This is a genomic window from Paenibacillus sp. cl130 (genome assembly GCF_900116035.1).
Taxonomy (GTDB): domain Bacteria; phylum Bacillota; class Bacilli; order Paenibacillales; family Paenibacillaceae; genus Paenibacillus; species Paenibacillus polymyxa_B.
This window is the reverse complement of sequence record NZ_FOYG01000001.1, coordinates 270987-296749: the sequence shown is the minus strand read 5'-3', so window position 1 is coordinate 296749 and position 25763 is coordinate 270987. Positions and strand designations below refer to the sequence as shown.

The 25763-nt window shown below is 45.9% G+C and carries 21 protein-coding genes; all 21 read left to right on the top strand.

Translation table 11 applies throughout. The features are described 5' to 3' along the window. Positions 1–140: 140 nt before the first annotated feature. The 21 genes from BM358_RS01295 to BM358_RS01195 all read left to right on the top strand — a co-directional run bounded on the left by BM358_RS01295 (position 141) and on the right by BM358_RS01195 (position 25703). Positions 141–4457, top strand: a complete 4317-nt coding sequence (locus BM358_RS01295; RefSeq protein ID WP_025722350.1) for a PolC-type DNA polymerase III — start codon at positions 141–143, stop codon at positions 4455–4457. Positions 4458–4769: 312 nt separating this feature from the next. After that, positions 4770–5231, top strand: a complete 462-nt coding sequence (rimP, locus tag BM358_RS01290) for a ribosome maturation factor RimP (RefSeq protein WP_013309926.1) — start codon at positions 4770–4772, stop codon at positions 5229–5231. 101 nt (positions 5232–5332) lie between these two features. Continuing rightward, the gene (gene nusA / locus BM358_RS01285; protein WP_013309927.1) at positions 5333–6430 is read left to right on the top strand and encodes a transcription termination factor NusA; all 1098 of its coding nucleotides are present in this window, start codon (positions 5333–5335) and stop codon (positions 6428–6430) included. 23 nt (positions 6431–6453) lie between these two features. After that, positions 6454–6762: an RNase P modulator RnpM gene (gene rnpM / locus BM358_RS01280; protein WP_007430067.1), complete on the top strand. Its 309-nt coding sequence runs from the start codon at positions 6454–6456 to the stop codon at positions 6760–6762. Beyond that, positions 6755–7078 carry a L7Ae/L30e/S12e/Gadd45 family ribosomal protein gene (locus BM358_RS01275; RefSeq protein ID WP_025720915.1) on the top strand — a complete coding sequence of 108 codons (324 nt, stop codon included), beginning with the start codon at positions 6755–6757 and terminating at the stop codon, positions 7076–7078. Before rnpM ends, BM358_RS01275 begins: the two co-directional genes overlap by 8 nt. Then, on the top strand, positions 7071–9626 hold the full coding sequence (gene infB / locus BM358_RS01270) for a translation initiation factor IF-2 (RefSeq protein WP_028542714.1): 2556 nt from the start codon (positions 7071–7073) through the stop codon (positions 9624–9626). Before BM358_RS01275 ends, infB begins: the two co-directional genes overlap by 8 nt. A 20-nt stretch (positions 9627–9646) precedes the next feature. After that, positions 9647–9997: a 30S ribosome-binding factor RbfA gene (gene rbfA / locus BM358_RS01265; RefSeq protein ID WP_010346342.1), complete on the top strand. Its 351-nt coding sequence runs from the start codon at positions 9647–9649 to the stop codon at positions 9995–9997. A 51-nt stretch (positions 9998–10048) separates the two neighbouring features. Then, entirely contained in the window at positions 10049–11026 is a 978-nt protein-coding gene (locus BM358_RS01260) for a DHH family phosphoesterase (protein ID WP_023988218.1), read from the top strand. Then, positions 11023–11958 (top strand): tRNA pseudouridine(55) synthase TruB, encoded by a 936-nt coding sequence (gene truB / locus BM358_RS01255; RefSeq protein ID WP_028542713.1) that lies wholly within the window; start codon positions 11023–11025, stop codon positions 11956–11958. Before BM358_RS01260 ends, truB begins: the two co-directional genes overlap by 4 nt. A gap of 58 nt (positions 11959–12016) precedes the next feature. After that, positions 12017–12955 (top strand): bifunctional riboflavin kinase/FAD synthetase, encoded by a 939-nt coding sequence (locus BM358_RS01250; protein WP_028542712.1) that lies wholly within the window; start codon positions 12017–12019, stop codon positions 12953–12955. Positions 12956–13087: 132 nt separating this feature from the next. After that, entirely contained in the window at positions 13088–13357 is a 270-nt protein-coding gene (gene rpsO / locus BM358_RS01245; RefSeq protein WP_007430074.1) for a 30S ribosomal protein S15, read from the top strand. A 214-nt stretch (positions 13358–13571) separates the two neighbouring features. After that, positions 13572–15674 (top strand): polyribonucleotide nucleotidyltransferase, encoded by a 2103-nt coding sequence (pnp, locus tag BM358_RS01240; RefSeq protein WP_023988221.1) that lies wholly within the window; start codon positions 13572–13574, stop codon positions 15672–15674. Positions 15675–15904: 230 nt separating this feature from the next. After that, positions 15905–16909: a polysaccharide deacetylase family protein gene (locus BM358_RS01235; RefSeq protein WP_177235812.1), complete on the top strand. Its 1005-nt coding sequence runs from the start codon at positions 15905–15907 to the stop codon at positions 16907–16909. Positions 16910–16975: 66 nt separating this feature from the next. Continuing rightward, the gene (locus tag BM358_RS01230) at positions 16976–18241 is read left to right on the top strand and encodes a M16 family metallopeptidase (protein ID WP_028542710.1); all 1266 of its coding nucleotides are present in this window, start codon (positions 16976–16978) and stop codon (positions 18239–18241) included. Further along, positions 18219–18665: a dUTP diphosphatase gene (dut, locus tag BM358_RS01225; RefSeq protein WP_013309936.1), complete on the top strand. Its 447-nt coding sequence runs from the start codon at positions 18219–18221 to the stop codon at positions 18663–18665. Before BM358_RS01230 ends, dut begins: the two co-directional genes overlap by 23 nt. A gap of 184 nt (positions 18666–18849) precedes the next feature. Next, positions 18850–19749, top strand: a complete 900-nt coding sequence (gene dpsA, locus BM358_RS01220; protein WP_028542709.1) for a dipicolinate synthase subunit DpsA — start codon at positions 18850–18852, stop codon at positions 19747–19749. Then, positions 19746–20339, top strand: coding sequence for a dipicolinate synthase subunit B (locus BM358_RS01215; RefSeq protein ID WP_023988226.1), 594 nt, complete (start codon positions 19746–19748; stop codon positions 20337–20339). The genes dpsA and BM358_RS01215 overlap by 4 nt, the downstream gene beginning before the upstream one ends. Before the next feature lie 134 nt (positions 20340–20473). Next, on the top strand, positions 20474–21511 hold the full coding sequence (locus BM358_RS01210) for an aspartate-semialdehyde dehydrogenase (protein WP_013309939.1): 1038 nt from the start codon (positions 20474–20476) through the stop codon (positions 21509–21511). A gap of 23 nt (positions 21512–21534) precedes the next feature. Continuing rightward, positions 21535–22752 carry an aspartate kinase gene (gene dapG, locus BM358_RS01205; RefSeq protein WP_013309940.1) on the top strand — a complete coding sequence of 406 codons (1218 nt, stop codon included), beginning with the start codon at positions 21535–21537 and terminating at the stop codon, positions 22750–22752. 39 nt (positions 22753–22791) lie between these two features. Next, a complete protein-coding gene (gene dapA, locus BM358_RS01200; RefSeq protein ID WP_028542708.1) occupies positions 22792–23673 on the top strand; it encodes a 4-hydroxy-tetrahydrodipicolinate synthase in 882 nt (293 codons plus the stop codon). A gap of 350 nt (positions 23674–24023) precedes the next feature. Next, entirely contained in the window at positions 24024–25703 is a 1680-nt protein-coding gene (locus BM358_RS01195; protein WP_013309942.1) for a ribonuclease J, read from the top strand. Positions 25704–25763: the final 60 nt, after the last annotated feature.

Here is a 25763-nt window from a genome sequence, read left to right as displayed (position 1 = left end):
CCGGACAATGTTCCGAAGGATCTATGTCGTTGTGAGGAGGATTAAAGAGGGTTACGAAAAGCTTTTGCGGTCGGAGATGTTTTTGACGCAGAAGCTTTTCATGTTTTCAGAATGGTAGATTTGAAATTGGGGGGAGAGCCATGGGCGGAGCTGAAGAAAAGAGAAAGCGGCTGGAACTGCTGATGAAGCAGGTTGTGATGCCGACGGGAGTGGTTGAACCTTATTTTTTGGACGGTTGGATTGATCAAGTGGAGATTAGCCGTACCAATAAGGATTGGAATATCACTATTGCCAAGGAGACACTGGTCCCCGCTCAGGTGTATCGTACGTTCTGTATTCAAGTACAGGAAAAAATGAGTCACATCGCAAAAATTACGTTCCGTTTTCAGTATAGTGAGCAGATTCAGCCGGGTGATATCATTAGTGAATACTGGAAACTTTTTCTAGAGTGGGTACATCGTGAGATTCCTTCTGTTAACGGTTGGTTGAATCGGGCTGTGCATGAGTGGGAAGACGGTCTATTATTGCTAACGATGAGCGACAGTATGTCATTGGAACTGGCGCGTAAAAAGCAGATAGATCAAGCTATCATCAAATTTTACAATAAATATTTCGGGCTCTCTATGCGCATTAAAGTCCAGGTGGGTGAAAGTAACCAGGAGGCATTACAGCAATTCCAAGAGAAGAAGATGCAGGAAGAACGCGAAGTTATTCAGCAGATGATGGAAAGTATGGAATCCGAAATGCCGCCTTTGGACGAAGAAGAAGGAGACGTACGGCTTCAATTTGGTTATGACATCAAAGAACCGGCTGTTCCGATGCAAGATATTCAGGACGAAGAAAAGAAAGTCACCTTACAAGGGACAATCTTCGGTTTGGATAGTAAAGAATTGCGCAATGGCAGTACGTTGTTTACGTATTATTTGACCGACTTTAGTGATTCCCTGCAAATGAAAATGTTTGCTAAAACTAAAGAAGATCTGAAGATCCTCAGTTTGTTGGCTAACGGGAAATGGGTCAAAGTGCGGGGGCGAGTTGAATATGATCGTTTTATGCAAATTCCCGAGCTGGTTATGATTCCTTCCGATCTAGTTGAAGTACAGGCTCCACCCACACGTAAGGATAAGGCAGAGGAAAAACGGGTTGAGTTCCATCTACACACAAAGATGAGTGCAATGGATGCTGTCGCCTCGATTGATCAATACGTCAAAACAGCCGCCAAATGGGGGCACAAAGCGATTGCGGTCACCGATCACGGTGGTGTGCAATGCTATCCTGACGCAGCAAAAGCAGCAAAGAAAAACGGAATTAAAATGATCTACGGTATTGAGGCCAACGTGGTTAATGATGCCGTTGAGGTTGTAATGCAGGCACAACCATTAAATTTGAAAACAGCGACTTATGTCGTTTTTGATATTGAAACCACCGGTTTATCGGTTACACAGAATAAAATTATTGAGATTGCGGCTGTAAAAATGCATGATGGCAAAGAAGTTGATCGTTATGCTACCTTTGTCAATCCGCATGAGCGTATACCCTACAATATCCAGCAACTGACCAACATTAACGATGAAATGGTCAAGGATGCGCCGGATGTAGAACCTGTTATGAAGGAGTTTGTAGCTTTTGCTGGCGATGCTGTATTGGTTGCCCATAATGCGCGATTTGATGTCGGCTTTATCCAGGCCACCCTTCGAAATATGGGCTTGCCTGAAATGACCAATCCGGTACTTGATACGCTCGAACTGGCTCGTTTACTGTTTCCAACGATGAAAAACCACCGTTTGAATACGCTGACGACCAAATATAAAGTGGCGCTCGAAAGCCATCACCGGGCCATTGACGATACAGTCGCACTGACTGAAGTGCTGAATGGCCTGCTGAATGATGCGGAACAAATTAAGGGTTTAAAAATGCTCGATCGTCTGAATGATTATGTGGGTAAGGATTTATCGACCGTTCGTCCTTTTCACTGCTGTATTTATGCCCTCAATCCGATTGGTAAAAAAAATCTGTACAAGCTGGTTTCGATGTCTCATACCGAATATTTCAAGCGTGTGCCTTGTATTCCTAAATCAAAATTGTCAGAAATGAGAGACGGATTGCTTATTATTTCTGGCTGTGAAAAAGGAGAGTTCTTCGAGGCTGTGTTGAACAAGTCCGAGGAAGAGGCTGAGGAAATTGCACAGTTTTATGATGTGTTGGAGATTCAGCCTTTGACAATGTATATGCATCTAGTGGAAAAACAACTGGTAAGCGGTCCTGATGCTCTGAAAACGGCGATACGCAAAGTATGCGAAATTGGACGGCGACTTGATAAGCCCGTAATTGCCACAGGTAATGTTCACTATTTGGAAACTCGCGATAAGCTGTACCGTGATATTACGATACATGGCATTACGGGATTTAGCCCGCTAAAAGATATTCGTAAGCCAGATGCGCATTTACGCACCACAGACGAAATGCTGGCAGAATTCGAGTTTTTGGGCGAGGAGAAAGCCTATGAAGTCGTTGTGAAGAATACCATTGAGCTGGCGGATCGGTTTGAGGAGCTGGAGCTGTTCCCTGATAAGCTGTTTACACCTTTGCTGGATGGGGCGGACGAGGAAATCCGCAACACTTGCTACGAGACGGCTAAATCCATCTATGGTGAGGAATTGCCCGAGGTGGTTGTAGCCCGCCTTGAAAAAGAACTGGAGCCGATTATTAAATACGGTTTCTCTGCCAACTATCTCATTTCCGAGCGTCTGGTTAAAAAGTCTAATAAGGATGGATATCTGGTAGGTTCACGGGGTTCTGTTGGATCTTCTGTGGTCGCTACCTTTCTCGGAATTTCCGAGGTTAATCCACTGCCTGCACATTATATTTGCGGTAATCCTGATTGCAGACATAGCGAATGGATTTTGGACGGTAGTGTGCCGAGCGGATTTGACTTGCCGGACAAAAACTGTCCGAACTGTGGTGGCAAATTGAAGGGTGAGGGACAGGATATTCCGTTTGAAACGTTTCTTGGGTTTAAGGGAGATAAAGTTCCCGATATTGACTTGAACTTCTCTGGCGAATATCAGCCTGTCGCACATAACTATACGAAAGTATTATTTGGTGAGAAAAGTGTATTTCGTGCTGGAACCATAGGTACAGTTGCCGAAAAAACTGCCTTTGGCTTTGCAAAGAAATATGAAGAGGCGCATCATAAAAAATGGCGTGGGGCTGAGCTGAACAGGCTGGCTTCGGGCTGTACAGGGGTCAAACGTAGTACAGGGCAACATCCAGGCGGAATTGTCGTTGTTCCCGATTATATTGAGGTCGAGGATATTACGCCGGTACAGTATCCCGCCGATGATACAAGCTCGGAATGGAAAACAACGCATTTTGATTATCACGCTTTTGATGCGAATTTACTCAAACTCGATATTCTGGGTCATGATGATCCGACTATGATGAGAATGCTTCAGGATTTGACCGGTGTCGATCCTACGACCATTCCAATGAATGATCCTAAAGTGATGAGCATGTTCAACTCCACGGAGGCGCTCGGTGTAACCCCCCAGCAAATCCGTACGCCTGTAGCAACCTATGGTGTACCAGAGATGGGGACGAAGTTTGTACGCCAAATGCTAGTAGAGTCGCAGCCAAGTTCTTTTGCTGATTTACTGCAAATATCCGGACTGTCTCACGGCACGGGCGTATGGCTGGGGAATGCACAGGAACTGATTAAGAATAATACCTGCAACATCAAGACTGTAATTGGTTGCCGTGACGATATTATGCTGTTTCTGATTTACAAGGCAGGGATGGACGCAGGTCTGGCCTTTAAAATTACGGAGAGCGTACGTAAAGGTAAGGGGCTTAGTGCCGAATGGATTGAGGAAATGAAAAAATGCAAGGTGCCACAGTGGTACATTGATTCCTGTCTGAAAATCCAGTACATGTTTCCGAAGGCGCATGCTGCAGCCTATGTTATTTCAGCAGTGCGCACAGCGTACTTTAAGCTGTATCATCCGATTGAATATTATGCGACTTACTTTTCAGTACGTGCAGCTGATTTTGATATTGAGCTGTGCTGTCAGGGATATGATGCAATCGCGCGGAAGATTGTCGAAATCGAGCAGCTTGGCTTTCAGGCACCGCCCAAAGAAAAAGGGATGCTTCCGATCCTAGAAATGGCTCTGGAAATGACGGCTCGCGGGTTTAGTTTTAAATCCATTGATTTGTACCGTTCCGAAGCTACACGCTTCAAGGTCGATGGAGATTCACTCATTCCGCCATTCGGAGCTCTTCAGGGAATTGGAGACAATGCAGCACGTAACATCGCAGCCTCCCGTGAACAGGGTGAATTTTTGTCTGTCGAGGATTTTCAACAAAAATCGAAGGCAAGTAAAACCATTGTCGAAATGCTATCCCAGTTGGGATGCTTTCGAGGTTTGCCAGAGAGTAATCAGCTGTCTCTGTTTTAATCCGAACTACAGTAGTCAAGCTCTGGCACTTGTCACATAACTATGGTTATGTTATAATTTTTTTGGTAATCATGGAGATAAAACCGTTGCTAAAAGAGTGGGGAAACCCACTCTTTACTGTTTGATATACAGTTACAACGTGAAAAGGTTATTTTTGGGCACGAAACCGGTACGCCGGTTTATTTGCAGTGAGCCCGAAATGAACATTACATCAAATGAAAATGAAAATGCCGGTGATGGAGAAGCATTGTCCATGGTAATAGGGCGTCTTTTTTTCACCACAGGAAAGTTCACTTTTGGAGGTTATAATCTTTGAGCACACCAAAGATCAAATCAGTAGTAGAAGAAATGGCCCAACCTTACCTCGATGAGCATGGTTTTGAACTGGTCGATGTCGAGTATGTCAAAGAGGGCAGCAATTGGTTTCTTCGCGTTTTTGTGGACAAAGACGGAGGAATTGATCTGGACGACTGCAGTATGATCAGTGAATATCTGGGTCAAAAGTTGGATGAAAATGACCCTGTTTCTACAGCATATTTTCTGGAAGTGTCTTCACCAGGCGCCGAAAGACCGCTAAAAAAAGCGGAGGACGTTACTAAAGCGGTAGGCAAAAACGTATTCGTTACTACATACGAGCCGATCAACGGCCTGAAGGAATTCGAAGGTCGTTTGCTTTCTTTTGAAGATGGGGAACTCACCGTTCAAAGCGGACAAAAGAAGCATGTTATACCTTATGACAAGGTAGCTGGTGCAAGGCTCGCGATCATATTTTAATTCAGATTTGACTGTTGCTGTTTGACATGTACTACATGTTTTTTTACCTCGTGTGCCGACCAGTACGCAGGTGCATCATTTGAAAGGGGGAGCAGTAATCCATGAGTATGGATTTTATTGAAGCAATGAACGAGTTGGAAAGAGAAAAGGGGATCAGCAAGGATGTGCTGTTTGAGGCCATTGAAGCAGCCTTGATTTCCAGTTACAAACGGAATTTCAACACCGCACAAAATGTGCGTGTTGATATGAACCGCAACTCGGGAGTCATTAAGGTATATGCCCGCAAGCTGATCGTTGAGGAGGTATTGGATCCTCGCACCGAGATTTCGTTGCCTGCGGCCCGTGAGATTAACCCGCATTTTCAGTTGGAAGATATCGCTGAAATTGAAGTCACACCACGTGATTTTGGACGGATTGCTGCACAAACTGCGAAGCAGGTCGTGACCCAGCGTATCCGCGAAGCGGAACGGGGACTGATCTACAACAAGTTTGTGGACAAGGAAGAGGATATTGTAACAGGAACTGTACAGCGCCAAGACCCACGTAATATTTATATTGATCTTGGTAAGGTGGAAGCGGTTCTCCCGTTAGGTGAATTGATGCCTAATGAGAAATTTAGCCATCTGGATCGAATTAAGGCTTATATCACCAAGGTAGAAAACACAACCAAAGGACCGCAAATTATGCTGTCCCGATCACATCCGGGTCTGCTTAAGCGTTTGTTCGAACTCGAAGTGCCTGAAATTTTTGATGGTGTTGTAGAGATTCGTTCCGTAGCGCGTGAAGCAGGCTTCCGTTCTAAAATCGCGGTTCATTCCCGTAACGCCGAGGTTGATCCGGTCGGCTCTTGTGTGGGTCCTAGAGGTACACGTGTACAGACCATTGTAAATGAGCTGCGTGGCGAAAAAATTGACATTGTACGTTATTCCGATAATGTTGATGAATACGTGGCTAATGCGCTGAGTCCATCCAAGGTGCTCGAAGTGCAAGTGTTTGAAGAAGAGAAAATGGCGCGTGTTATTGTGCCTGATTATCAGCTTTCTCTTGCTATTGGTATCAAAGGGCAAAATGCTCGCCTTGCTGCTAAGCTTACGGGCTGGAAAATTGATATTAAGAGTGAAACACAGGCGGAGGAAGAACTCGGCAGACCGAGAACATCCACCGATGAAATGCATCAGGATTCCGTTTCTGTAGATTAAGCGGAGTGTAGGGGGGTTAATGCATGAAACAGAGAAAGATACCTTTGCGCAAATGTGTGGCCTGTCATGAAATGATGCCAAAGAAGCAGTTGATCCGTGTCGTCAAAACCCCTGAAGACGAAGTATTGATTGACTTGACTGGCAAAAAGTCGGGACGCGGCGCTTACTTGTGCGGCAAAGCCGCCTGCTTCAAGCTGGCTCAAAAGAGCAAGGCACTGGATCGAGCATTGAAGCACTCGGTTCATCCTGATATTTATGAGCAGCTAAGTCGTGATTTTGCTGCCGTCGAGGAAGAATTCCTGGCGGCACAAGGCAGCGTGCAGGATGAATAAGGCGCTGTCTGGATTGGGTCTTGCCATGAGAGCTGGCAAGCTGCTAACAGGTGATGAGATCGTTTTTAAAGCGATCAGGTCTTCAGAAGCCAAGCTGGTCATTCTTGCGAAAGATGCTTCAATGAATACTCAAAAGAAATTCCGCGACAAATGCGGGACGTACAAAATCCCCTTATTGATAGGATTTGACCGGGAAAGCTTGGGAAGCAGTATCGGCAAACCTGAACGGGTTGTGCTGGCTGTGACGGATCAAGGATTCGCGAAATTGATCAAGAAACATGCGGGGATAATGTCGGAGGTGGAGTATATTGAGTAAACAAGAAAGCAAAGACAAAGTGCGGGTATACGAATACGCCAAATCGTTGAACATGAGCAGCAAAGAAATTATCACCATTCTTAAACGGCTGGATATTCCCGTGAACAACCATATGAGCGTCATGGAACATGATGCCGTAGGTAAAGTGGAAAGTTTTTTTAAGAATATTAAATCCAATGCTGCGGCCAAGCAAGGCGGAGCAGGTACGGCGCAAGTAAGCTCGAATCAGGCCGGTTCAAGCCAGAATAGTAATCATTCAACTGAGCAAACCAAAAATCAACAGGAAAAGCAGGTAAGTATGAATAGGACAAACAACAACCAAAACAGTAACCGAAGTAGCGCTCCAAAAGCGCAAAGCAGTCAGCAGGGCGGTCAAAACCGCAGTCAACAAAGTACTAGCAGACCCACTGGTCAGCAAAGTACACAGAACCGCAGTAATGGTCAACAACAGGGAGGACAACAGCGTCCCGGCGGTAACACAGGTTCGCGTCCTCAAGGTAACCAAAGCACTAACTCACGCCCTCAGGGAAGTAGTCAGGGTGGTACGGCTGTAAGAACATCATCCTCCACAGGTAGCAACAATGCGAACCGTAGTGGTGGCAACCGTACAGGTAGTAACTCCAGCAACGGTGGTAACCGTTCCGGTCAAGGACGTTTTGACGATAACCGTCAAGGCGGCGGACGCGGTGGTAACGGTGGTCGTGGAGGCAATAATCGCGGCGGCAGCAATCGTGGCGGGAAATTTAACAATCGTGGTAAAGGTCAACAACAGGAGCGTCGCGAGAAAATCGACAACACGCCTAAGAAAATTATTGTGCGTGGTGAGATGACCGTAGGCGAAACAGCCAAGCTTCTTCATAAGGATGCGTCAGAAGTCATCAAAAAGCTGATTGTGCTCGGAACAATGGCGACCATCAACCAGGAACTGGATATGGATACCATCCTCTTGCTTGCCGGAGACTTTGGTGTCGAGGTAGAAGTGAAAATTCCTGTCGAAGAAGATCGTTTTGAAACCGTGGAAGAAAATGATGATCCTGCGGATCTCAAAACACGTCCACCGGTTGTAACGATTATGGGTCACGTCGATCACGGTAAAACAACTTTGCTGGATGCCATTCGCTCAACTAATGTAACCGGTGGCGAAGCTGGCGGTATTACACAGCATATTGGTGCATACCAAGTTGAAATTAACAGCAAAAAAATCACTTTCCTGGATACACCGGGTCACGAAGCCTTTACTGCTATGCGTGCACGTGGTGCCCAAGTGACAGATATGACGATTATCGTGGTTGCAGCTGACGACGGTGTTATGCCACAGACGGTCGAAGCTATTAACCATGCGAAGGCGGCAGGTCTGCCAATTATCGTAGCTGTGAACAAGATCGACAAACCGGATGCCAACCCGGATAAAGTGAAGCAAGAACTCACTGAATATGAATTGGTACCTGAAGAGTGGGGCGGCGATACAATTTTCGTCAACGTTTCCGCGAAACAAAGAATGGGTCTGGAAGACCTGCTCGAGATGATTCTGCTCGTAGCTGAAGTGAATGAGTACAAAGCGAACCCGAACAAACGGGCACGTGGTACCATCATCGAGGCAGAACTTGATAAAGGTCGCGGTTCTGTAGCCCGTATCCTCGTTCAGAACGGTACACTGAAAGTCGGCGATGCTTTCGTAGCGGGTAACTGCTTCGGACGTGTGCGTGCCATGGTCAACGATAAAGGTCGTCGTCTTAAGGAAGCAGGTCCTTCCACTCCAGTTGAAATTACTGGTTTGACAGAAGTTCCACTTGCTGGCGATCCATTCATGGTGTTTGAGGATGAGCGCAAAGCTCGTGCTATTGCTGATAGACGTGCGATCACGCAACGCCAATCTGATCTGGGCAGTAATACCCGTGTAACACTGGATGACCTGTTCCAACACATCAAGGATGGCGAAATGAAGGATCTGAACGTCATTATTAAAGGTGACGTACAAGGTTCCGTCGAAGCGTTGAAAGGTTCCTTGAACAAGATTGAAGTCGAAGGTGTGCGCGTTAAAATTCTTCACAGTGGTGCAGGAGCAATCACCGAATCCGATATTATTTTGGCAGCAGCTTCCAATGCTATTGTCATTGGTTTTAATGTTCGTCCGGATAACCAGGCGAAATCTACAGCGGAAGCTGAAAAAGTGGATATTCGTCTACACCGTGTCATTTACAATGTCATTGAAGAAATAGAGCAAGCCATGAAGGGCATGCTGGATCCTGAATATAAAGAAAATGTGATTGGGCATGCTGAAGTACGTAACGTATTCAAAGTTACTAAAGTCGGTACGATCGCTGGTTGTATGGTGACATCCGGTAAAATTACCCGTTCAGCAGAAGCACGCCTGATTCGTGATGGCATCGTCATTTTTGAAGGTAAAATCGACTCACTGAAACGCTTTAAGGACGACGCAAAAGAAGTTGCCCAAGGTTACGAATGCGGTATTACCCTTGATGGCTATAATGATGTTAAGGAACTCGACATTATTGAAGCGTTCGTCATGGAAACAGTGGAGCGCTAACGGCAGAGAGGTGAGCATCCATGGCTAAAATACGTACAGGTCGGGTTGGCGAGCAGATCAAGAAGGAGCTAAGCCAACTCATACAAACTGAATTAAAAGACCCCCGCATCGGTTTTATCACGGTAACGGGTGTCGATCTTACAAATGATTTGTCCCAAGCGAAAATATACTTGAGCGTGCTCGGGGATGAAGAACAAAAAAATTCTTCCCTGAAGGCATTGGACAAAGCGAACGGTTATCTTCGTTCTGAACTCGGCAAACGGATACGGCTGCGCCATATTCCTGAGTTGATTTTCAAAATTGACGAATCTATTGCTTACGGTAGTCGAATTGAAAAACTGCTGAGTGATATCGACAAGGATGAAAAATAAAACTTTTAGTTTGTCTGAAGGAACCATGAACTGAATGTAAAGGAGAAGGCAATGCATACCTATGAACAGGCGCTTCAACAAGCGAAGGAATTTATTCTGGAGCATGATGATTACCTGATCGTATCGCATGTACAGCCGGACGGAGACGCAGTCAGCTCCACCGTAACGGTGGGCTGGCTTCTCTCATGTCTGGGGAAGAAATTTACCATGCTAAATGAGGGACCTATTCCCAAGCGTATGGATTTTTTATGGCATGCCGATGAGATTATGGATATGAGCCAGCAACCGCCAGAACGGAAATACAACCGGATCATTTGTGTAGATTGTGCGGATTACCGTCGTGTTGGTTTGACAGAGCAGTTTTTTACGGAAGATGCCATTATCCTGAATATTGATCATCATCCAACGAATGATGCGTATGGTACAGTTAATGTGATTAAATCGGATGCTGCGGCAACAGCAGAAATTCTTTTTGACCTACTGAAAGAGTTCGCAGTAACTTGGGATGTCGAAATAGCTACGGCTTTATATACAGGGTTGCTAACGGATACAGGAGGTTTCCGTTACTCCAACACTTCACCGAAAGTGATGTCTACTGTGTCACAGCTACTTGCTTACGGTGTAGATGGTCCATCTTTATCCGAGAAATTGCTCGAGGAGATGACTTTTCCACAAATGAAGGTGCTGACAAAAGCATTGCAGACGCTCACGATGTCGGAGGATGGAAAAGTTGCTTGGGTCGTAGTATCACCTGACGACATGACGGAATGTGGCGCTGTAAATGAGGACTTGGAAGGCATTGTGAATTATCCAAGAAATATTCGTGGAGTTGAGGTAGGCATTTTCTTTAAGGTTATTAATGATCAAGCGGTCAAGGCCAGCTTGAGGTCGGCAGGAAATGTTGATGTAGCTGCGCTGGCTCAATCATTTGGGGGCGGTGGACATGTACGTGCAGCTGGCTGCCGGCTAGAGGGTAAGCTGGGAGATATCATTGAGACAGTTGTAGGGCGGGTGAAGTCTGAGCTATGAACCCGATAAAGAAGGAACAGGCAACTTGGGAAGGCGTTCTACCTGTCTATAAACCTGCTGGATTTACCTCTCATGATGTGGTGGCCAAGGCTCGCCGTTTATTAGGTATGAAGCGAATCGGACACACTGGAACGCTTGATCCGCAAGTAACCGGTGTTTTGCCCTTGTGTCTGGGACGTGCCACCCGTGTGGTGGAATACATGCAAGAGCGGCCCAAGGAATATCGGGCTACACTGCGATTAGGAATTGCTACGGATACCGAAGACCTGACTGGGAAAATCACGGAAGAGAGTGAATGTCCAGTAGAGGTGACGGAAGTGGAAGTCAAAGCGGTTTTGAAGCGTTTTGTTGGTACGATTTCCCAAGTGCCTCCAATGTACTCCGCGCTAAAAGTGGATGGCAAACGTCTATATGAACTGGCTCGAGAAGGCAAAACCGTGGAACGCAAAAGTCGTGAAGTGAGCATTTACGAGTTGGAAATGACGGGATTCGCGGAGACGGGGGCGTATGTGGATATTTCTTTTCGTGCCTTATGCTCCAAAGGTACTTATATCCGTACACTATGTGTTGATATTGGCCGTGAATTAGGATATCCTTCAACGATGGTTAAGCTGGAGCGAACCATGTCTGCGGGAATTCCTGCGGAACGTTGTCTGACTTTCGAAGAGATAGAGCGTTTCGTAGCGGATGGTAGTCTTGGAGAGCGACTTATTACAACGGATCAGGCGATTGACTATATGCCTGAGCATATAGTGGCTGAAGCCAAGGTAACTGCGGCTCTGCAAGGCCAACGTCTGTCGCTGAATATGATTTCACCACCTGTGACGGACAACCAGCCCTTCCGTTTGTATAAAGAGGATAAAACGTTTTTAGGCATATATGGTCGGGATGAATCAGACGCGATCGCTCCCATTAAAGTTTTTTTACCTTGAATTGTGCTATAATTTTGACGAAGTTAGTCAAATGATGTGAAATGCAGGTGAATTAATAATGATTACCGTATCGTTATCTTATCCATTGAGTGATGAGCTTTTGCAGCAATGGGGACGTCCACAGGTCACGGCGATCGGTCAGTTTGATGGTCTTCATCTGGGACACGCAAGCGTGATACGTAAGGCCGTTGCGCTGGCTCGTGAACAGCAAGTGCCGGTATCTGTCATGACATTTCATCCTCACCCAAAGGAAGTCATGAAAAAAGGCGATTATGAAGGTTATTTAACACCGCTTGCGGACAAGCAGACTATTCTGGCTGATATGGGTGTGGACGTACTTTATATTTTGAGTTTTAACGAAGAATTTTCTAAGGTCAGCCCTGAGGCGTTTATAAGCGATGTGCTGCTTCCATTGCAAATTCGAACAGCGGTAGTAGGCTTTGATTTTCGGTTTGGCCACCGGGGAGCCGGGCATGAGGATACCCTCCGTAAGCTGGGAGGAGAGCTGATGTCTGTACACACCGTATCACCGTTCGAGCTGGATGGGGACAAGGTGAGCAGTTCTGGCATTCGCCGTGCTTTACAGAACGGGGATCTAGCACATGCCTCTCGCTGGTTGGGACGTCCTTATCGTATCCAAGGTACTGTAATGGATGGAGAGAAGCGCGGACGTACGATCGGTTTTCCGACTGCTAATCTCAAACTGGATGATACCTACGTGATTCCGATCAAGGGTGTATACGCTGTACGGGCGCTTGTAGGCGATCGTTGGATAAATGGTGTAATGAATGTAGGGGTTAAGCCTACTTTTCATGAAGGTGTGCTGAATCCGTCGTTTGAGGTACACCTATTTGATTTTAATCAGCAAATTTATGGGAATTCTGTGCTTGTGGAGCTTCACCATTACATCCGCCCTGAACGCAAATTCTCTTCGGTGGATGAGCTGATCAGCCAAATTGGCAATGACGCACAAACGGCTAAAAAGCTGTTAGGCTAATTTATTTACATAAGACAGGCGCTGTGTTATACTGACTTATGTTGTGTAAACAACGATGAACCTTAGCTTGGTTGTCCGCTTTCACCGGCGGCTACGAGGCTAATGGCGATTATAATGAAGGAGGTGAACAGGATGGCATTGACTCAAGAGCGTAAACAGCAATTGATCGAGGAGTACAAAACTCATGAATCCGATACAGGATCACCAGAGGTACAAATCGCTATCCTTACTGAAAACATCGTCAACTTGCAAAGTCACTTTCGTTCGCACAAGAAAGACCATCACTCCCGCCGCGGGTTGTTGAAAATGGTCGGTCAGCGTCGTAAACTTTTGGCTTACCTGAAGAAGACTGATGTTAAACGTTACAGTGCGTTGATCGAGCGTCTCGGACTGCGTCGTTAATTTTCAGACATGTAATGAGAAAAGAAGCCTGGTTGTTCACCGCTTGTCCCTGCTAAGGCGACGGCGGACAGCAGCCGGGTTCTTTTTTGAAATGAGGAATCTTTTTTTGAATTACATATCCTGATTTGTCTGCTAGCTTCTTATGAATAAGCCCTGCGCAGGAAATACTGGATATGTATAGAACTTTTACAATGAAATGAAATGGAGGGATACCATGGAGCAACGCGTAGAAATGCAGCTCGGCGGAAGAAAGCTGGTGCTGGAAACAGGACGTCTTGCGAAACAAGCCAATGCGGCAGTTAAAGTGAGCTACGGAGAAACAGTTGTGCTTTGTACCGTGACCGCTTCCCGTGAACCGAAAGATTTGGACTTTTTTCCCCTGACCGTAAACTATGAGGAAAGATTGTATGCTGTAGGGAAAATTCCTGGCGGATTTATTAAACGTGAAGGACGTCCGAGTCAAAAAGCAATTTTGTCCAGCCGTTTGACAGACCGTCCAATTCGCCCATTGTTCCCGGAAGGTTTCCGGAATGATGTACAGGTGTTGAACCTGGTTATGAGTGTCGATCAGGATTGCGAACCTGAAATTGCAGCAATGATCGGAACCTCGGCAGCACTTAGCATTTCGGATGTACCTTTTAATGGGCCAATCGGTGGAGTCGCTGTAGGACGTGTAGACGGGCAATTTGTGATTAACCCGGATATTGCACAGCAGAATGCAAGCGATCTGTACCTGGTTGTAGCCGGAACGAAAGATGCCATCATGATGGTAGAAGCCGAGGGCAATGAGATTCCAGAGGAAGTTATGCTGGAAGCTATTATGTTCGGTCATGATGAGATTAAGAACATTGTGGCAGTCATTGAACAATTGGTGCAAGTAGCAGGTAAAGAAAAAATGCAGGTTAAACTGCATGCTGTTGATGAAAAAGTGAACAGTGAAGTACGTGCTTATGCAGCTGAACGTTTAATGGAAGCTGTTAAAATTGCAGAAAAACACGCCCGTCAAGAGGCGATTGATGCAGTCAACGAAGAGACAGTTGCCCATTTTGAATCACAATACATAGAGACACCTGAGCTTTTGAGCGACGTGAGCGAAGTTCTCTATGATATCGTCAAGGAAGAAGTACGTCGTCTGATCACGCATGATAAAGTGCGTCCTGATGGTCGTAAGCTTGACGAAATTCGTCCGATTGAAAGCGACACTAGCATTTTGCCGCGTACTCATGGTTCGGGCTTATTTACACGCGGTCAAACGCAAGCACTTAGCATTTGTACACTTGGTGCATTGGGTGATGTACAAATTTTGGACGGTATTGATCTGGAAGAAACAAAACGCTTCATGCATCATTACAATTTCCCGCCATTCAGCGTAGGTGAGGCTCGTCCTTTGCGTGCGCCAGGCCGTCGTGAAATCGGACATGGTGCTCTTGGTGAACGTGCACTTTCCAAAGTAATTCCTTCCGAAACTGAATTTCCATACACCATCCGTTTGGTTTCCGAGGTACTGGAATCAAATGGTTCGACTTCACAAGCTAGTATTTGTGCAAGTACACTGGCTATGATGGATGCAGGTGTACCGATTAAAGCTCCGGTTGCAGGTGTAGCGATGGGATTGATCAAGGATGGAGACCATGTTTCCGTATTGACTGATATCCAAGGGATGGAAGACCACCTGGGCGATATGGACTTTAAAGTTGCTGGTACCGCGGAAGGCGTAACTGCCATTCAAATGGATATTAAAATTAACGGTATTGACCGCCAGATTTTACAGGATGCGCTCAAGCAAGCTAAAGAAGGACGCTTGTTCATTCTTAGCAAAATGATGGAAGCGATCCAGAAGCCACGTGAGCAGTTGTCTCAGTATGCTCCAAAAATTATGACGATGCACATTAACCCGGACAAAATCCGTGATGTTATTGGAGCTGGTGGTAAAATCATCAACAAAATCATCGAAGAAACCGGCGTGAAAATCGATATTGAACAAGATGGTCGTGTGTTCATCGCTTCCACAAATCAAGAGATGAATGAAAAAGCACGTTCCATTATTGAGGGTATCGTAAAGGAAGTCGTGGTCGGTGAGATTTACATCGGTACAGTAAAACGGATTGAGAAATTCGGTGCATTTGTTGAAATTTTACCGGGCAAAGATGGTCTGGTTCATATTTCTCAACTGTCTACTGAACGTGTAGCCAAGGTTGAAGATGTAATTGCTATTGGGGATACAATTACGGTGAAAGTAACCGAAATTGATCAACAAGGTCGTGTCAATCTGTCCCGTAAGGCTGTTCTGACTGCAGAAGCACCTGCAAAATCCTAGGTACCTGCATGTTGCAGACTAGAAAGGCAGGAGTAGCTTTTCATATTAACAGTACAAGGGATTTGAATAGCATTGTTTAAGCTTTTGGAAAGAGGCAGAGCTACGTTTCTGGCTCTTTTTTCATACATATGCACAAGCTGCGCCAAAGTAGGCTTCTAGAGGCTACTGCGTCATAGTTCTTGTCCTCCCCGCATACAATGTGGACAAACGGGCGGGAGGATGAAGGAATCATGAGTAGGGCAAAAAGAGCAGTGTGGGTGGTAGCCAGTTTAGCCATCACACTGGTAATCGGACAGTTTAGCGGGGTTCGTGACTTCGCTAATCAATTACGCAATGGAGACGCTACAGGAGTTGGGGAGCCTAAAGCTGAAACAACGATGGCGATGGCGGCTTTACCCGATAATGCGCTTATGCAGCGACTAAGAACAGAGGCAGCCCGTCAGCGGCGGGAACCAGTTGATGCCAAGATCGACAGGGTATGGAAGGCTATTCCAGGCTATAACGGACTGGAGGTGGATTTGGATGCTACCTATCGCAAAGCGATTGCATCTCCGGATCGACCCATTCAATATGTATATCGGCAATTGGCACCTAAAATACATTTAAATCAGCTTGGTAATGTTCCAATTTACAGGGGGAATCCCGAAAAGCCAATGGTATCCTTCATGATCAATGTAGCATGGGGGAATGAATTTATCCTGCCGATACTGAACACGCTGGATCAGGAAAAGGTCAAGGCCACATTTTTTCTTGATGGAAGTTGGCTGAAAAAAAATCCTGAACTCGCCAAGGAGATTCAAAAAAGAGGACATGAGCTTTCGAATCATGCTTACTCTCATCCGAATATGAGCCGTCTGAGTCGGGCCAGAGCCACACAAGAAATTGAAAAGACACAAGAGCTTCTTCAAGAAACTTTGGGCGTCAAAAATAACTGGTTTGCCCCTCCATCGGGCGATTTTAATCAGCAAACGGTGGATATAGCAGCAGAACGTGGGCTCAAAACAGTGTTGTGGACATTGGACACTGTAGATTGGAAACATCCGTCACCGGAATCGGTGATTAACAAAATCAGTAGTAAGGTTGAATCAGGCACACTGATATTAATGCACCCAACAGATTCCTCAGCGGCTGCTCTCAAAGGCATGATCCATGCCATTCGTAGTAAGGGACTTGTGCTCGGAACTGTCAGTCAGACACTTTCCCCTGATCGACAGCTACCTGCTCCGGTTGAGTGAACGTCTTTTTTCTGTTAGGATTGAACATTATGGCTAAGTATGCAATTCAGTTTAGGAGGGCCAATCGTGGAAAGAATTCAACTCAAAAACGGCCTAAGAGTGGTCATTGAAAAAATTCCAACCGTGCGTTCTGTTTCTTTCGGTATCTGGGTTAAAACCGGCTCCCGAAATGAAACGCCGGACAATAGCGGTATTTCTCATTTTATCGAACACATGCTTTTCAAAGGAACAGAGCGTTTTAACGCTAAGGAAATCGCTGAGCAATTCGATGCCATCGGAGGAAATGTTAATGCTTTCACTTCGAAGGAATATACATGCTATTATGCCAAGGTGTTGGATGAGCATCTACCGATCGCAGTTGATGTGCTGTCTGATATGTTTTTTAATTCCAAACTAGATCAGGAAGAATTGGCAAAAGAGAAGAATGTGATTTTGGAGGAAATCTCCATGTACGAGGATACACCGGATGATATGGTGCATGATCTTGTATCTCGCGCGGCCTATGGTGAACATCCACTGGCTTATCCGATTCTCGGAACCGAAGATCACCTGCTTGCTATGGATAGCTCACATCTCAGCCATTATATGAGGGAGCATTATACAATCGACAATACAGTTATCAGTGTGGCTGGTAATGTTGATGATCGCTTGGTAGAATTGTTGGAGCGACATTTTGGACATTTTGATATTCATGGAACCGTTTCGCCGCTGACAGTACCTGCGTTTAACGGTGAGCTGTTGTATCATGAGAAAGCAACGGAGCAAAATCATATTTGTTTATCCCTGCCTGGATTTGCAACGGGTGACGAACTCCAGTATGCTATGGTTTTGCTGAATAACGCGATCGGCGGCGGCATGAGTTCACGTTTGTTTCAAGAAATTCGGGAAAAGCGTGGACTGGCTTATTCGGTCTATTCCTATCATAGCTCCCATGCGGACAGTGGTATGTTCACGATCTATGCAGGTACGGCTCCTAAGCAAACAAAGGACGTGCTGGATTTGACGCTGGAGCTTTTACGAGATGTGGCTGTCAACGGTTTGGACGCTAATGAGCTTCGTAAAGGTAAGGAGCAATTAAAAGGAAGTTTGATTTTAAGCCTTGAAAGTACAGGTAGCCGGATGAATCGGCTTGGAAAAAATGAATTGATGCTTGGTCAGCATTATACGCTGGATCAAATGATCGAGCATATCGAGCAAGTGACGGCAAATGATGTGAATAAAGTGCTGGATCGGATGTTCTCGGAGCCGTTTGCCCTGTCGATGGTGGGAGCGAGTGATTCAGCGGTAAAGGATATGAGGAGGGACTATTTTGTTAACTTACGTGGAAATTAACAGACTCGCGGGCAATGAAGATATTGAGCTGCCCCGCAAAATGTCAGAGCTTGCATCAGGGTTTGACTTGTATGCAGCAGTACAGGAAAATCTGGTACTGGAACCCGGCAAACGTTGCCTCGTTCCAACTGGATTTGCAATAGCTATGCCAGCGGGATTGGAGGCACAGATCCGTCCGCGAAGTGGACTGGCTCTTAAGCATGGTATTACTTGTCTCAATACACCGGGAACGATTGATGCGGATTATCGTGGGGAGATTAAGGTACTTCTTATTAATTTGGGCGAGGAATCGTTCACGATTACGCGCAATGAGCGAATTGCACAAATGGTATTTCAGGTTGTACCTGAGGTAGAGCTGAAACAAGTAGACCAATTATCTGAAACAGTGCGTGGTGCTGGAGGCTTTGGCCATACAGGACGCTGAGGTTATGGTTGGTTTGCGATGTACGAATGTCTATTTTGTAAAATCTTCAAATTTCTTGCTTAAGAGTAAGCATGCAAATAAAGGTCGCCTCATAAAGGGGCGGCTTTTTTTTGTGTTTTTTCACCCCTCTCCGGGCACTCGCATAGACTAAAAGCATATCGTGTCTCGGAAAGGAGTGATCCGGATGCTAACAGGAATACGCGTCGTTGTTTTGGGTGGCGATGCGAGGCAGCTTGAGGTAATCCGCAAATGTGTGGACATGGATGCTACCGTCAGTGTGGTCGGTTTTGACAAGCTTGAAGTACCACTCAAAGGAGTGACACTAGAACCAATGTCTGTCAAGCTGCTGGAATCGTCAGACGCACTGATTTTGCCGGTGGTGGGATGCGATGAGGAAGGCAACGTAAATGCACTTTTTGGAGCACAGAAGCTCCAGTTTCTGAATGAGCATGCTGCTGCTCTTCCACCGCATTGTGTTGTATATACAGGGATGGCGCGGACGTACTTAAAAGAAATTTGTACCAGACATGAGTTAAAGCTGGTAGAGCTGCTGGAGAGAGATGATGTGGCCATATACAACTCTATACCTACGGCCGAAGGCGCACTGATGATGGCCATTCAGCATACCGATTTTACGATTCACGGTGCAGATTGTATGGTTCTAGGCATGGGACGGACTGGATTTACCATGGCAAGGGCACTACAGGGGTTGGGAGCCAGAGTGAAGGTTGGAGTACGGCGGGCAGAGGATGCAGCGAGAGCCGTGGAAATGGGTTGGAAGCCTTTTATGACAAGGGATTTAGCGCAAGAGACAAAGGGAGTTGACTTGATTTTTAATACGATACCCTCTATGATTATCACAGCGCAAATCCTGTCTAAATTGCCATTGAGCACCGTGATTATAGATCTTGCTTCCGCCCCGGGCGGATGTGATTTCCGTTATGCGGAAAAGCGTGGAATCAAGGCTATGCTTGCCCCTGGTCTTCCCGGTATTGTTGCTCCCAAAACTGCTGGTGCCATTATAGCGAATACGCTGGTGCAGTTGTTAATGGAAGATAATCCTGATCGGGGGGATGCACAATGAGTTGGCAAGGGAAAACAGTAGGTTATGCAATTACAGGCTCACATTGCACATTTGAAGAGGTAATGCCTGTTATACAGCGCTTTGTTGATGAGGGTGCGAAGGTCATTCCTATTATATCCAATACAGTACTAACAACGGATACTCGCTTTGGTACTTCGCAAAGTTGGCAAAAACAGTTGAAAGATATAACAGGGAATGATATCATTTCTACAATTGTGGAGGCTGAGCCACTGGGTCCCTCCCAAATACTCGATGTGCTGGTGATTGCACCTTTGACGGGGAATTCAATGAGTAAGTTAGCGAATGCGATGACAGACAGTCCGGTTTTGATGGCTGCCAAGGCGCAATTGCGCAACGGTCGTCCACTTCTTTTAGCCATATCTACTAATGATGGACTGGGTCTAAATGCTGCCAATATCGCCAAATTACTCGTAGCCAAAAATATCTTTTTTGTGCCGTTCGGACAGGACAATCCAGTTAAAAAGCCGAACTCGCTTGTAGCTAACATGGAGTTGATTCCCGAGGCTGCTTATGAAGCATTGCAAGGTAAACAGCTTCAGCCGATGATTGTGGAACGCAAGACCCCATGAAGTACTATAGTTAACTGCTGAGCATCCCTCGCCTAGAAGATGATTCGATATTGTATCGAGTCTAATTTCTTGTTGGCGGTGGATGCTTTCAGAATAAAAAATGGTTTTTTAGTCGAGAAGGGGAGATACACCAGATGAGCAATAGAAAGTTTAATGTAGCTGTCGTTGGAGCAACAGGCGCTGTAGGAGAACAGATCGTAAATCTGCTGGAAAAACGGGATTTTCCTGTGGACAAAATCAAATTTCTTTCTTCGCCTCGTTCTGCCGGCACGTTAATTAGCTTTAAAGGTCAGCAAATTCCAGTAGAGATTGCTACCCCCGACAGCTTTGAAGGAATCGACATTGCTTTGTTTAGTGCAGGTGGAGACGTAAGTAAGGAATTGGCGCCGCATGCTGTTCGTCATGGGGCGGTTTGCATTGACAACACCAATGCATTCCGAATGGATCCGACAGCTCCTCTTGTAGTGCCTGAGGTGAATAGCGACAAAATTGCCGAGCATCAAGGAATTATTGCGAACCCGAACTGCTCCACCATTCAGATGGTAGCTGCTTTGAAACCATTATATGATCAGTATGGCATTTCTCGTATCATAGTATCCACATACCAGGCCGTTTCCGGGGCTGGAAGCCGAGCTATTGATGAATTGAATCGTCAAAGCGCAGCGATTCTTAACGGTGATGAAGTTCAGCCTGATCTGTTGCCAGTAGGCTCGTTGCCAGTAAAGCATCAGATTGCTTTCAATGCTATCCCGCAAATCGATAAATTCCAGGACAATGGTTATACACTGGAAGAAATGAAAATGGTACGTGAAACGAAAAAAATACTGGGTGACGAATCTGTGGACGTAACAGCAACGTGTGTACGTATTCCTGTTGTATACGGTCACTCGGAATCTGTATATGTAGAACTTAAAAAAGATTATGATTTAGAAGAAATCCGCAATCTGCTGGCTTCGGCACCGGGAGTAACGCTAGTGGACGATCCTGCTGCTCAGCTTTATCCACTGGCATCCGAAGCTGCTGGAAAACCTGACGTATTTGTGGGGCGTGTACGCCGTGATTTGGGCAATAGCCGTGGATTGAATTTGTGGGTTGTATCCGATAATCTGCTCAAAGGAGCGGCATGGAACGCGGTGCAAATCGCGGAAATTATTGCTGCAAACGCGGAGTAACGTTCCGATATGGGGGAAGAATAATGGGTATTTTGGTGCAAAAATTTGGGGGAACCTCGCTGTCCACACCTGAAGCACGTCAACTTGTGCTGGCACATGTGAAGCGGGAGCTGGAGCAAAATCTTCAATTGGTTGTTGTTGTGTCGGCAATGGGGAGAAAAGGAGAGCCTTATGCCACCGACACGCTGCTGGATTGGGCGGCGTCTAACGGCGACAGTCTTCCGAAGCGCGAGCGGGATTTACTGCTGTGCTGTGGTGAAATCATTTCTGCTGCTACATTATGCAGCCTGATGGAGAAGGAAGGTATTCCTGCTACGGTGCTAACTGGGGCACAGGCGGGCTTTATTACGGATGATCAATACGGCAATGCTCGTATTTTGGATATAAAGCCAGACCGTGTTGTTGAAGAGTTGAACCAAGGCAGAGTTGTCATTGTGACAGGTTTTCAGGGACAAACAGCAGACGGTGATATGACCACCTTGGGTCGGGGCGGCAGCGATACGTCAGCTACTGCTCTGGGTGCTGCTCTACATGCGGATATGGTCGATATTTATACGGATGTGAATGGTATATTAACCGCCGATCCGCGCATTGTGGAAAATGCAAAGCCACTTACACATGTTAGCTATACGGAGATTTGCAATATGGCTCATCAGGGAGCAAAGGTTATCCATCCTCGTGCTGTTGAAATCGCCATGCAGGCTAATATCCCGGTCCGTGTTCGCTCTACCTTCTCTGAAGGAGAAGGTACGTTAGTTACCCACCCGGAAGGCTTTAAAGACGTGCAGGCAGACATCGTAGACCGTTTCGTGACCGGTATTGCGTATGTCGGCAATGTCACTCAGATTAATGTTGAATTAAAGCCGGGTTTGGAGCACTTGCAATTACAAGTATTCAAATCTATGGCTGAACATGGAATCAGCGTTGACTTTATTAACGTAACTCCATCGGGGGCAGTTTATACTGTGTTCGATCATGATGGAAGCAAAGCGGTTGAAGTATTGAACGGTTTGGGTCTAGAACCTAAGATACTGGCCGGGTGTGCTAAAGTTTCTGTCATAGGCGGTGGTATCAACGGGGTACCGGGCATTATGGCGACGATTGTGGAGGCATTGGCAGAATCAGACGTACAGATCCTTCAATCCGCAGATTCCAACACGACGATCTGGGTACTTGTTAAAAAAGAAGATATGGTGCAGGCTGTACGCGCATTGCATAATAAATTTGAACTCCATCAATAGGTGCATTGTCCGTGCTCGGACTTGCAAAAAGGAGGCAGCATGGTGAACTTCGGCAGATTGATTACCGCAATGGTGACACCTTTTGATCAGCAAGGAGAGATTGACTGGACTGCATTGTCCTCGTTGATTGATTACTTAATAGAAGAACAGCACTCAGAGTCACTTGTTGTATCTGGAACAACAGGGGAGTCTCCTACCCTGAGCGATGATGAAAAAATCAAGTTGTTTGCATTTGTTGTAGAAAAAGCAGCTGGACGATGTAAAATTATTGCCGGGACTGGAAGCAACAATACGCGTCACTCTATTCATCTAACCCGTGCCGCGGAGCAGGCAGGAGCAGATGGTGTTCTACTGGTAGTACCATATTATAATAAACCGAATCAGGAAGGGATGTATCAGCATTTCGAAAGTATTGCAAACTCCACATCCCTTCCAGCTATACTGTATAATGTTCCAAGCCGTACTGGAGCGAGTCTAACAGCTGAAACAACGCTGCGTCTTGCACAAATTCCGAACATTGTGGGAACCAAAGAATGTGCATCACTTGCGCAGGTCACACAGATTGCAGCGTCAGCGCCAGAAGGTTTTCTGGTTTATTCCGGGGATGATGCTTCTGGGTTGCCTGCTATGGCTGTAGGTGCTTATGGTATTATCAGCGTAGCGAGTCATGTGGTAGGTGCTGAAATGAAGCAGATGATCGATTCACTTGTAGGAGGACACTCGCAGGAGGCAGCCAAGTTGCATCAGCAGTTGTTCCCGATTTTCAAGGGTTTGTTTGGCTGTCCTCATCCTCTGCCTAATCCGGTGGCAGTAAAATATGCATTGGAATTACGGGGGATTAAGGTAGGTTCGGTTCGGTTGCCACTCATTCCTCCAACTGAGGATGAAGCGGAATTTATTAAGAAATTATTTACCCGCTAAAGAGAAATAGGAATGTAAGCTGTTAATTAATACTAAGGAGTATCCTTGTTAAGGGCAGTCGGTAGGTACAAAACCGATAGAGTTTATTGTCTGACAAGGTTCTCCAGCGTGAAGGGCGTTCTTATAGGACGTCCTTTTTGCTGTGCTTTCAACCATGTATGTAGATAAAATGACAGATACTAATGGTTTCAGACGGCAATGGGAAACCTAGCGTAACGAACAGGATGACTTGTTTTTTCTTATTTTAATCATGTATAATGGGGTCAAGTGACTGGGTGCGGTATTTTTTTGAAAATTAAATAAACAAATCAAGGTACGACGTCCAACTACCATAGGAGGTTTAGATTCATTTGTCTAAAAAAACAAACAACGATAAATTGATGATTTTCGCTTTGGGCGGCGTCGGTGAAATCGGGAAAAATATGTATGTCGTTCAATACGGCAATGACATTGTCGTGGTGGATTCCGGTCTGAAATTCCCGGAAGAGGACATGCTGGGCATTGATATCGTTATTCCTGATATTTCCTACCTTACAGAGAACCGCGACAAAGTAAGAGGCATTGTGCTGACTCATGGTCACGAGGACCATATCGGCGGTTTGCCTTACGTGTTGAAACATTTGAATGTACCAGTATATGGTACCAAATTGACGCTGGGATTGGTGGAAAACAAGCTGAAGGAAGCGAATCTGCTTGGTGAAACCAAACGTATTTTGATCAATGCTGATTCCGAAATCAAGCTGGGTTCCACACTAAAAGCAACTTTCTTCAGAACCAACCATAGTATTCCGGATTCTGTAGGTGTATGTATTGATACTCCTGAAGGCGCTGTTGTTCATACAGGTGACTTCAAATTTGACCATACTCCGGTGAACGGACAATATGCAGATTTGCAGCGTATGGCTGAAATTGGCACACGTGGTGTACTGGCTCTTTTGTCAGACAGTACAAATGCCGAGAAACCGGGCTTTACACCTTCGGAAAAGAGCGTTGGTATTGTCCTGGAAGACATTTTCCGCAAGTCGAGACAGCGTGTGGTCGTAGCCACTTTTGCTTCTAACGTACATCGTATTCAGCAGGTAATTAATGCTGCTGAAGCTACGGGACGTAAAGTAACAGTTATTGGTCGAAGCATGGTTAATGTCGTAGGTATTGCTTCGGACTTGGGCTATTTGGAAATTCCAGATGGAATGCTGATTGAGCCTGAAGAAGTTGGCAAAATGTCAGCGGATCGTGTAGTTATTCTCTGCACAGGCAGTCAGGGTGAACCGATGTCCGCTTTGACAAGAATGGCTCGTTCCACACATCGAAAGGTTGACATTCTTCCAGGGGATTCAGTCATCATCGCAGCTACTCCGGTACCGGGTAATGAAAAATACGTTGGACGCACAATTGATGAACTGTTCCGTCTGGGTGCCAATGTATATTACAGCGCAGCTAATCCAGGTATCCACGTTTCTGGACACGGAAGCCAGGAAGAACTCAAGCTGATGCTGAATCTGATGAAACCAAAGTTCTTCTTGCCAATTCATGGTGAGTTTAGAATGCAACGTCGTCACGCTCTTCTTGCTGAAGGCGTAGGTATAGAGCCTGAAAATATCTTCATCACGGATATCGGTGAAGTCATTGAAATTCAGAATGGCGGAGCACGCAGAGCTGGTAAAGTTACAGCAGGCAACGTACTGATCGATGGACTAGGCGTAGGGGATGTAGGAAATATCGTATTGCGCGACCGCAAATTGCTGTCACAGGACGGTATTTTGGTGGTGGTTGTCACGCTGAGCAAGCAAGACGGAACGATTAAATCAGGCCCAGATATCATTTCCCGCGGTTTCGTATATGTCCGTGAATCGGAAGGTCTACTGGATGAAGCAAATCGTATTGTCTCAAGTACACTGCATAAGCTCATGAGTGAAAATGTAAATGAATGGGCTTCCCTCAAGACAAATGTCAAGGATGCACTAGGTCGCTTCTTGTATGAGCAAACTCGTCGCAGACCGATGATCCTGCCAATTATAATGGAAGTGTGATTCAATTGAAATTTGTTCAAAAACCTGAATTAAAAACTTAAGTCACAGGCACACAGTCGC

Bases quoted from the DNA above. Each gene is read 5' to 3' on its own strand.
- BM358_RS01295 (WP_025722350.1), top strand. From the start codon at position 141: ATGGGCGGAGCTGAAGAAAAGAGAAAGCGGCTGGAACTGCTGATGAAG.
- nusA (WP_013309927.1), top strand. From the start codon at position 5,333: ATGAGTATGGATTTTATTGAAGCAATGAACGAGTTGGAAAGAGAAAAG.
- rnpM (WP_007430067.1), top strand. From the start codon at position 6,454: ATGAAACAGAGAAAGATACCTTTGCGCAAATGTGTGGCCTGTCATGAA.
- BM358_RS01275 (WP_025720915.1), top strand. From the start codon at position 6,755: ATGAATAAGGCGCTGTCTGGATTGGGTCTTGCCATGAGAGCTGGCAAG.
- rbfA (WP_010346342.1), top strand. From the start codon at position 9,647: ATGGCTAAAATACGTACAGGTCGGGTTGGCGAGCAGATCAAGAAGGAG.
- BM358_RS01260 (WP_023988218.1), top strand. From the start codon at position 10,049: ATGCATACCTATGAACAGGCGCTTCAACAAGCGAAGGAATTTATTCTG.
- truB (WP_028542713.1), top strand. From the start codon at position 11,023: ATGAACCCGATAAAGAAGGAACAGGCAACTTGGGAAGGCGTTCTACCT.
- BM358_RS01250 (WP_028542712.1), top strand. From the start codon at position 12,017: ATGATTACCGTATCGTTATCTTATCCATTGAGTGATGAGCTTTTGCAG.
- rpsO (WP_007430074.1), top strand. From the start codon at position 13,088: ATGGCATTGACTCAAGAGCGTAAACAGCAATTGATCGAGGAGTACAAA.
- pnp (WP_023988221.1), top strand. From the start codon at position 13,572: ATGGAGCAACGCGTAGAAATGCAGCTCGGCGGAAGAAAGCTGGTGCTG.
- BM358_RS01235 (WP_177235812.1), top strand. From the start codon at position 15,905: ATGAGTAGGGCAAAAAGAGCAGTGTGGGTGGTAGCCAGTTTAGCCATC.
- dpsA (WP_028542709.1), top strand. From the start codon at position 18,850: ATGCTAACAGGAATACGCGTCGTTGTTTTGGGTGGCGATGCGAGGCAG.
- BM358_RS01215 (WP_023988226.1), top strand. From the start codon at position 19,746: ATGAGTTGGCAAGGGAAAACAGTAGGTTATGCAATTACAGGCTCACAT.
- BM358_RS01210 (WP_013309939.1), top strand. From the start codon at position 20,474: ATGAGCAATAGAAAGTTTAATGTAGCTGTCGTTGGAGCAACAGGCGCT.
- dapG (WP_013309940.1), top strand. From the start codon at position 21,535: ATGGGTATTTTGGTGCAAAAATTTGGGGGAACCTCGCTGTCCACACCT.
- dapA (WP_028542708.1), top strand. From the start codon at position 22,792: ATGGTGAACTTCGGCAGATTGATTACCGCAATGGTGACACCTTTTGAT.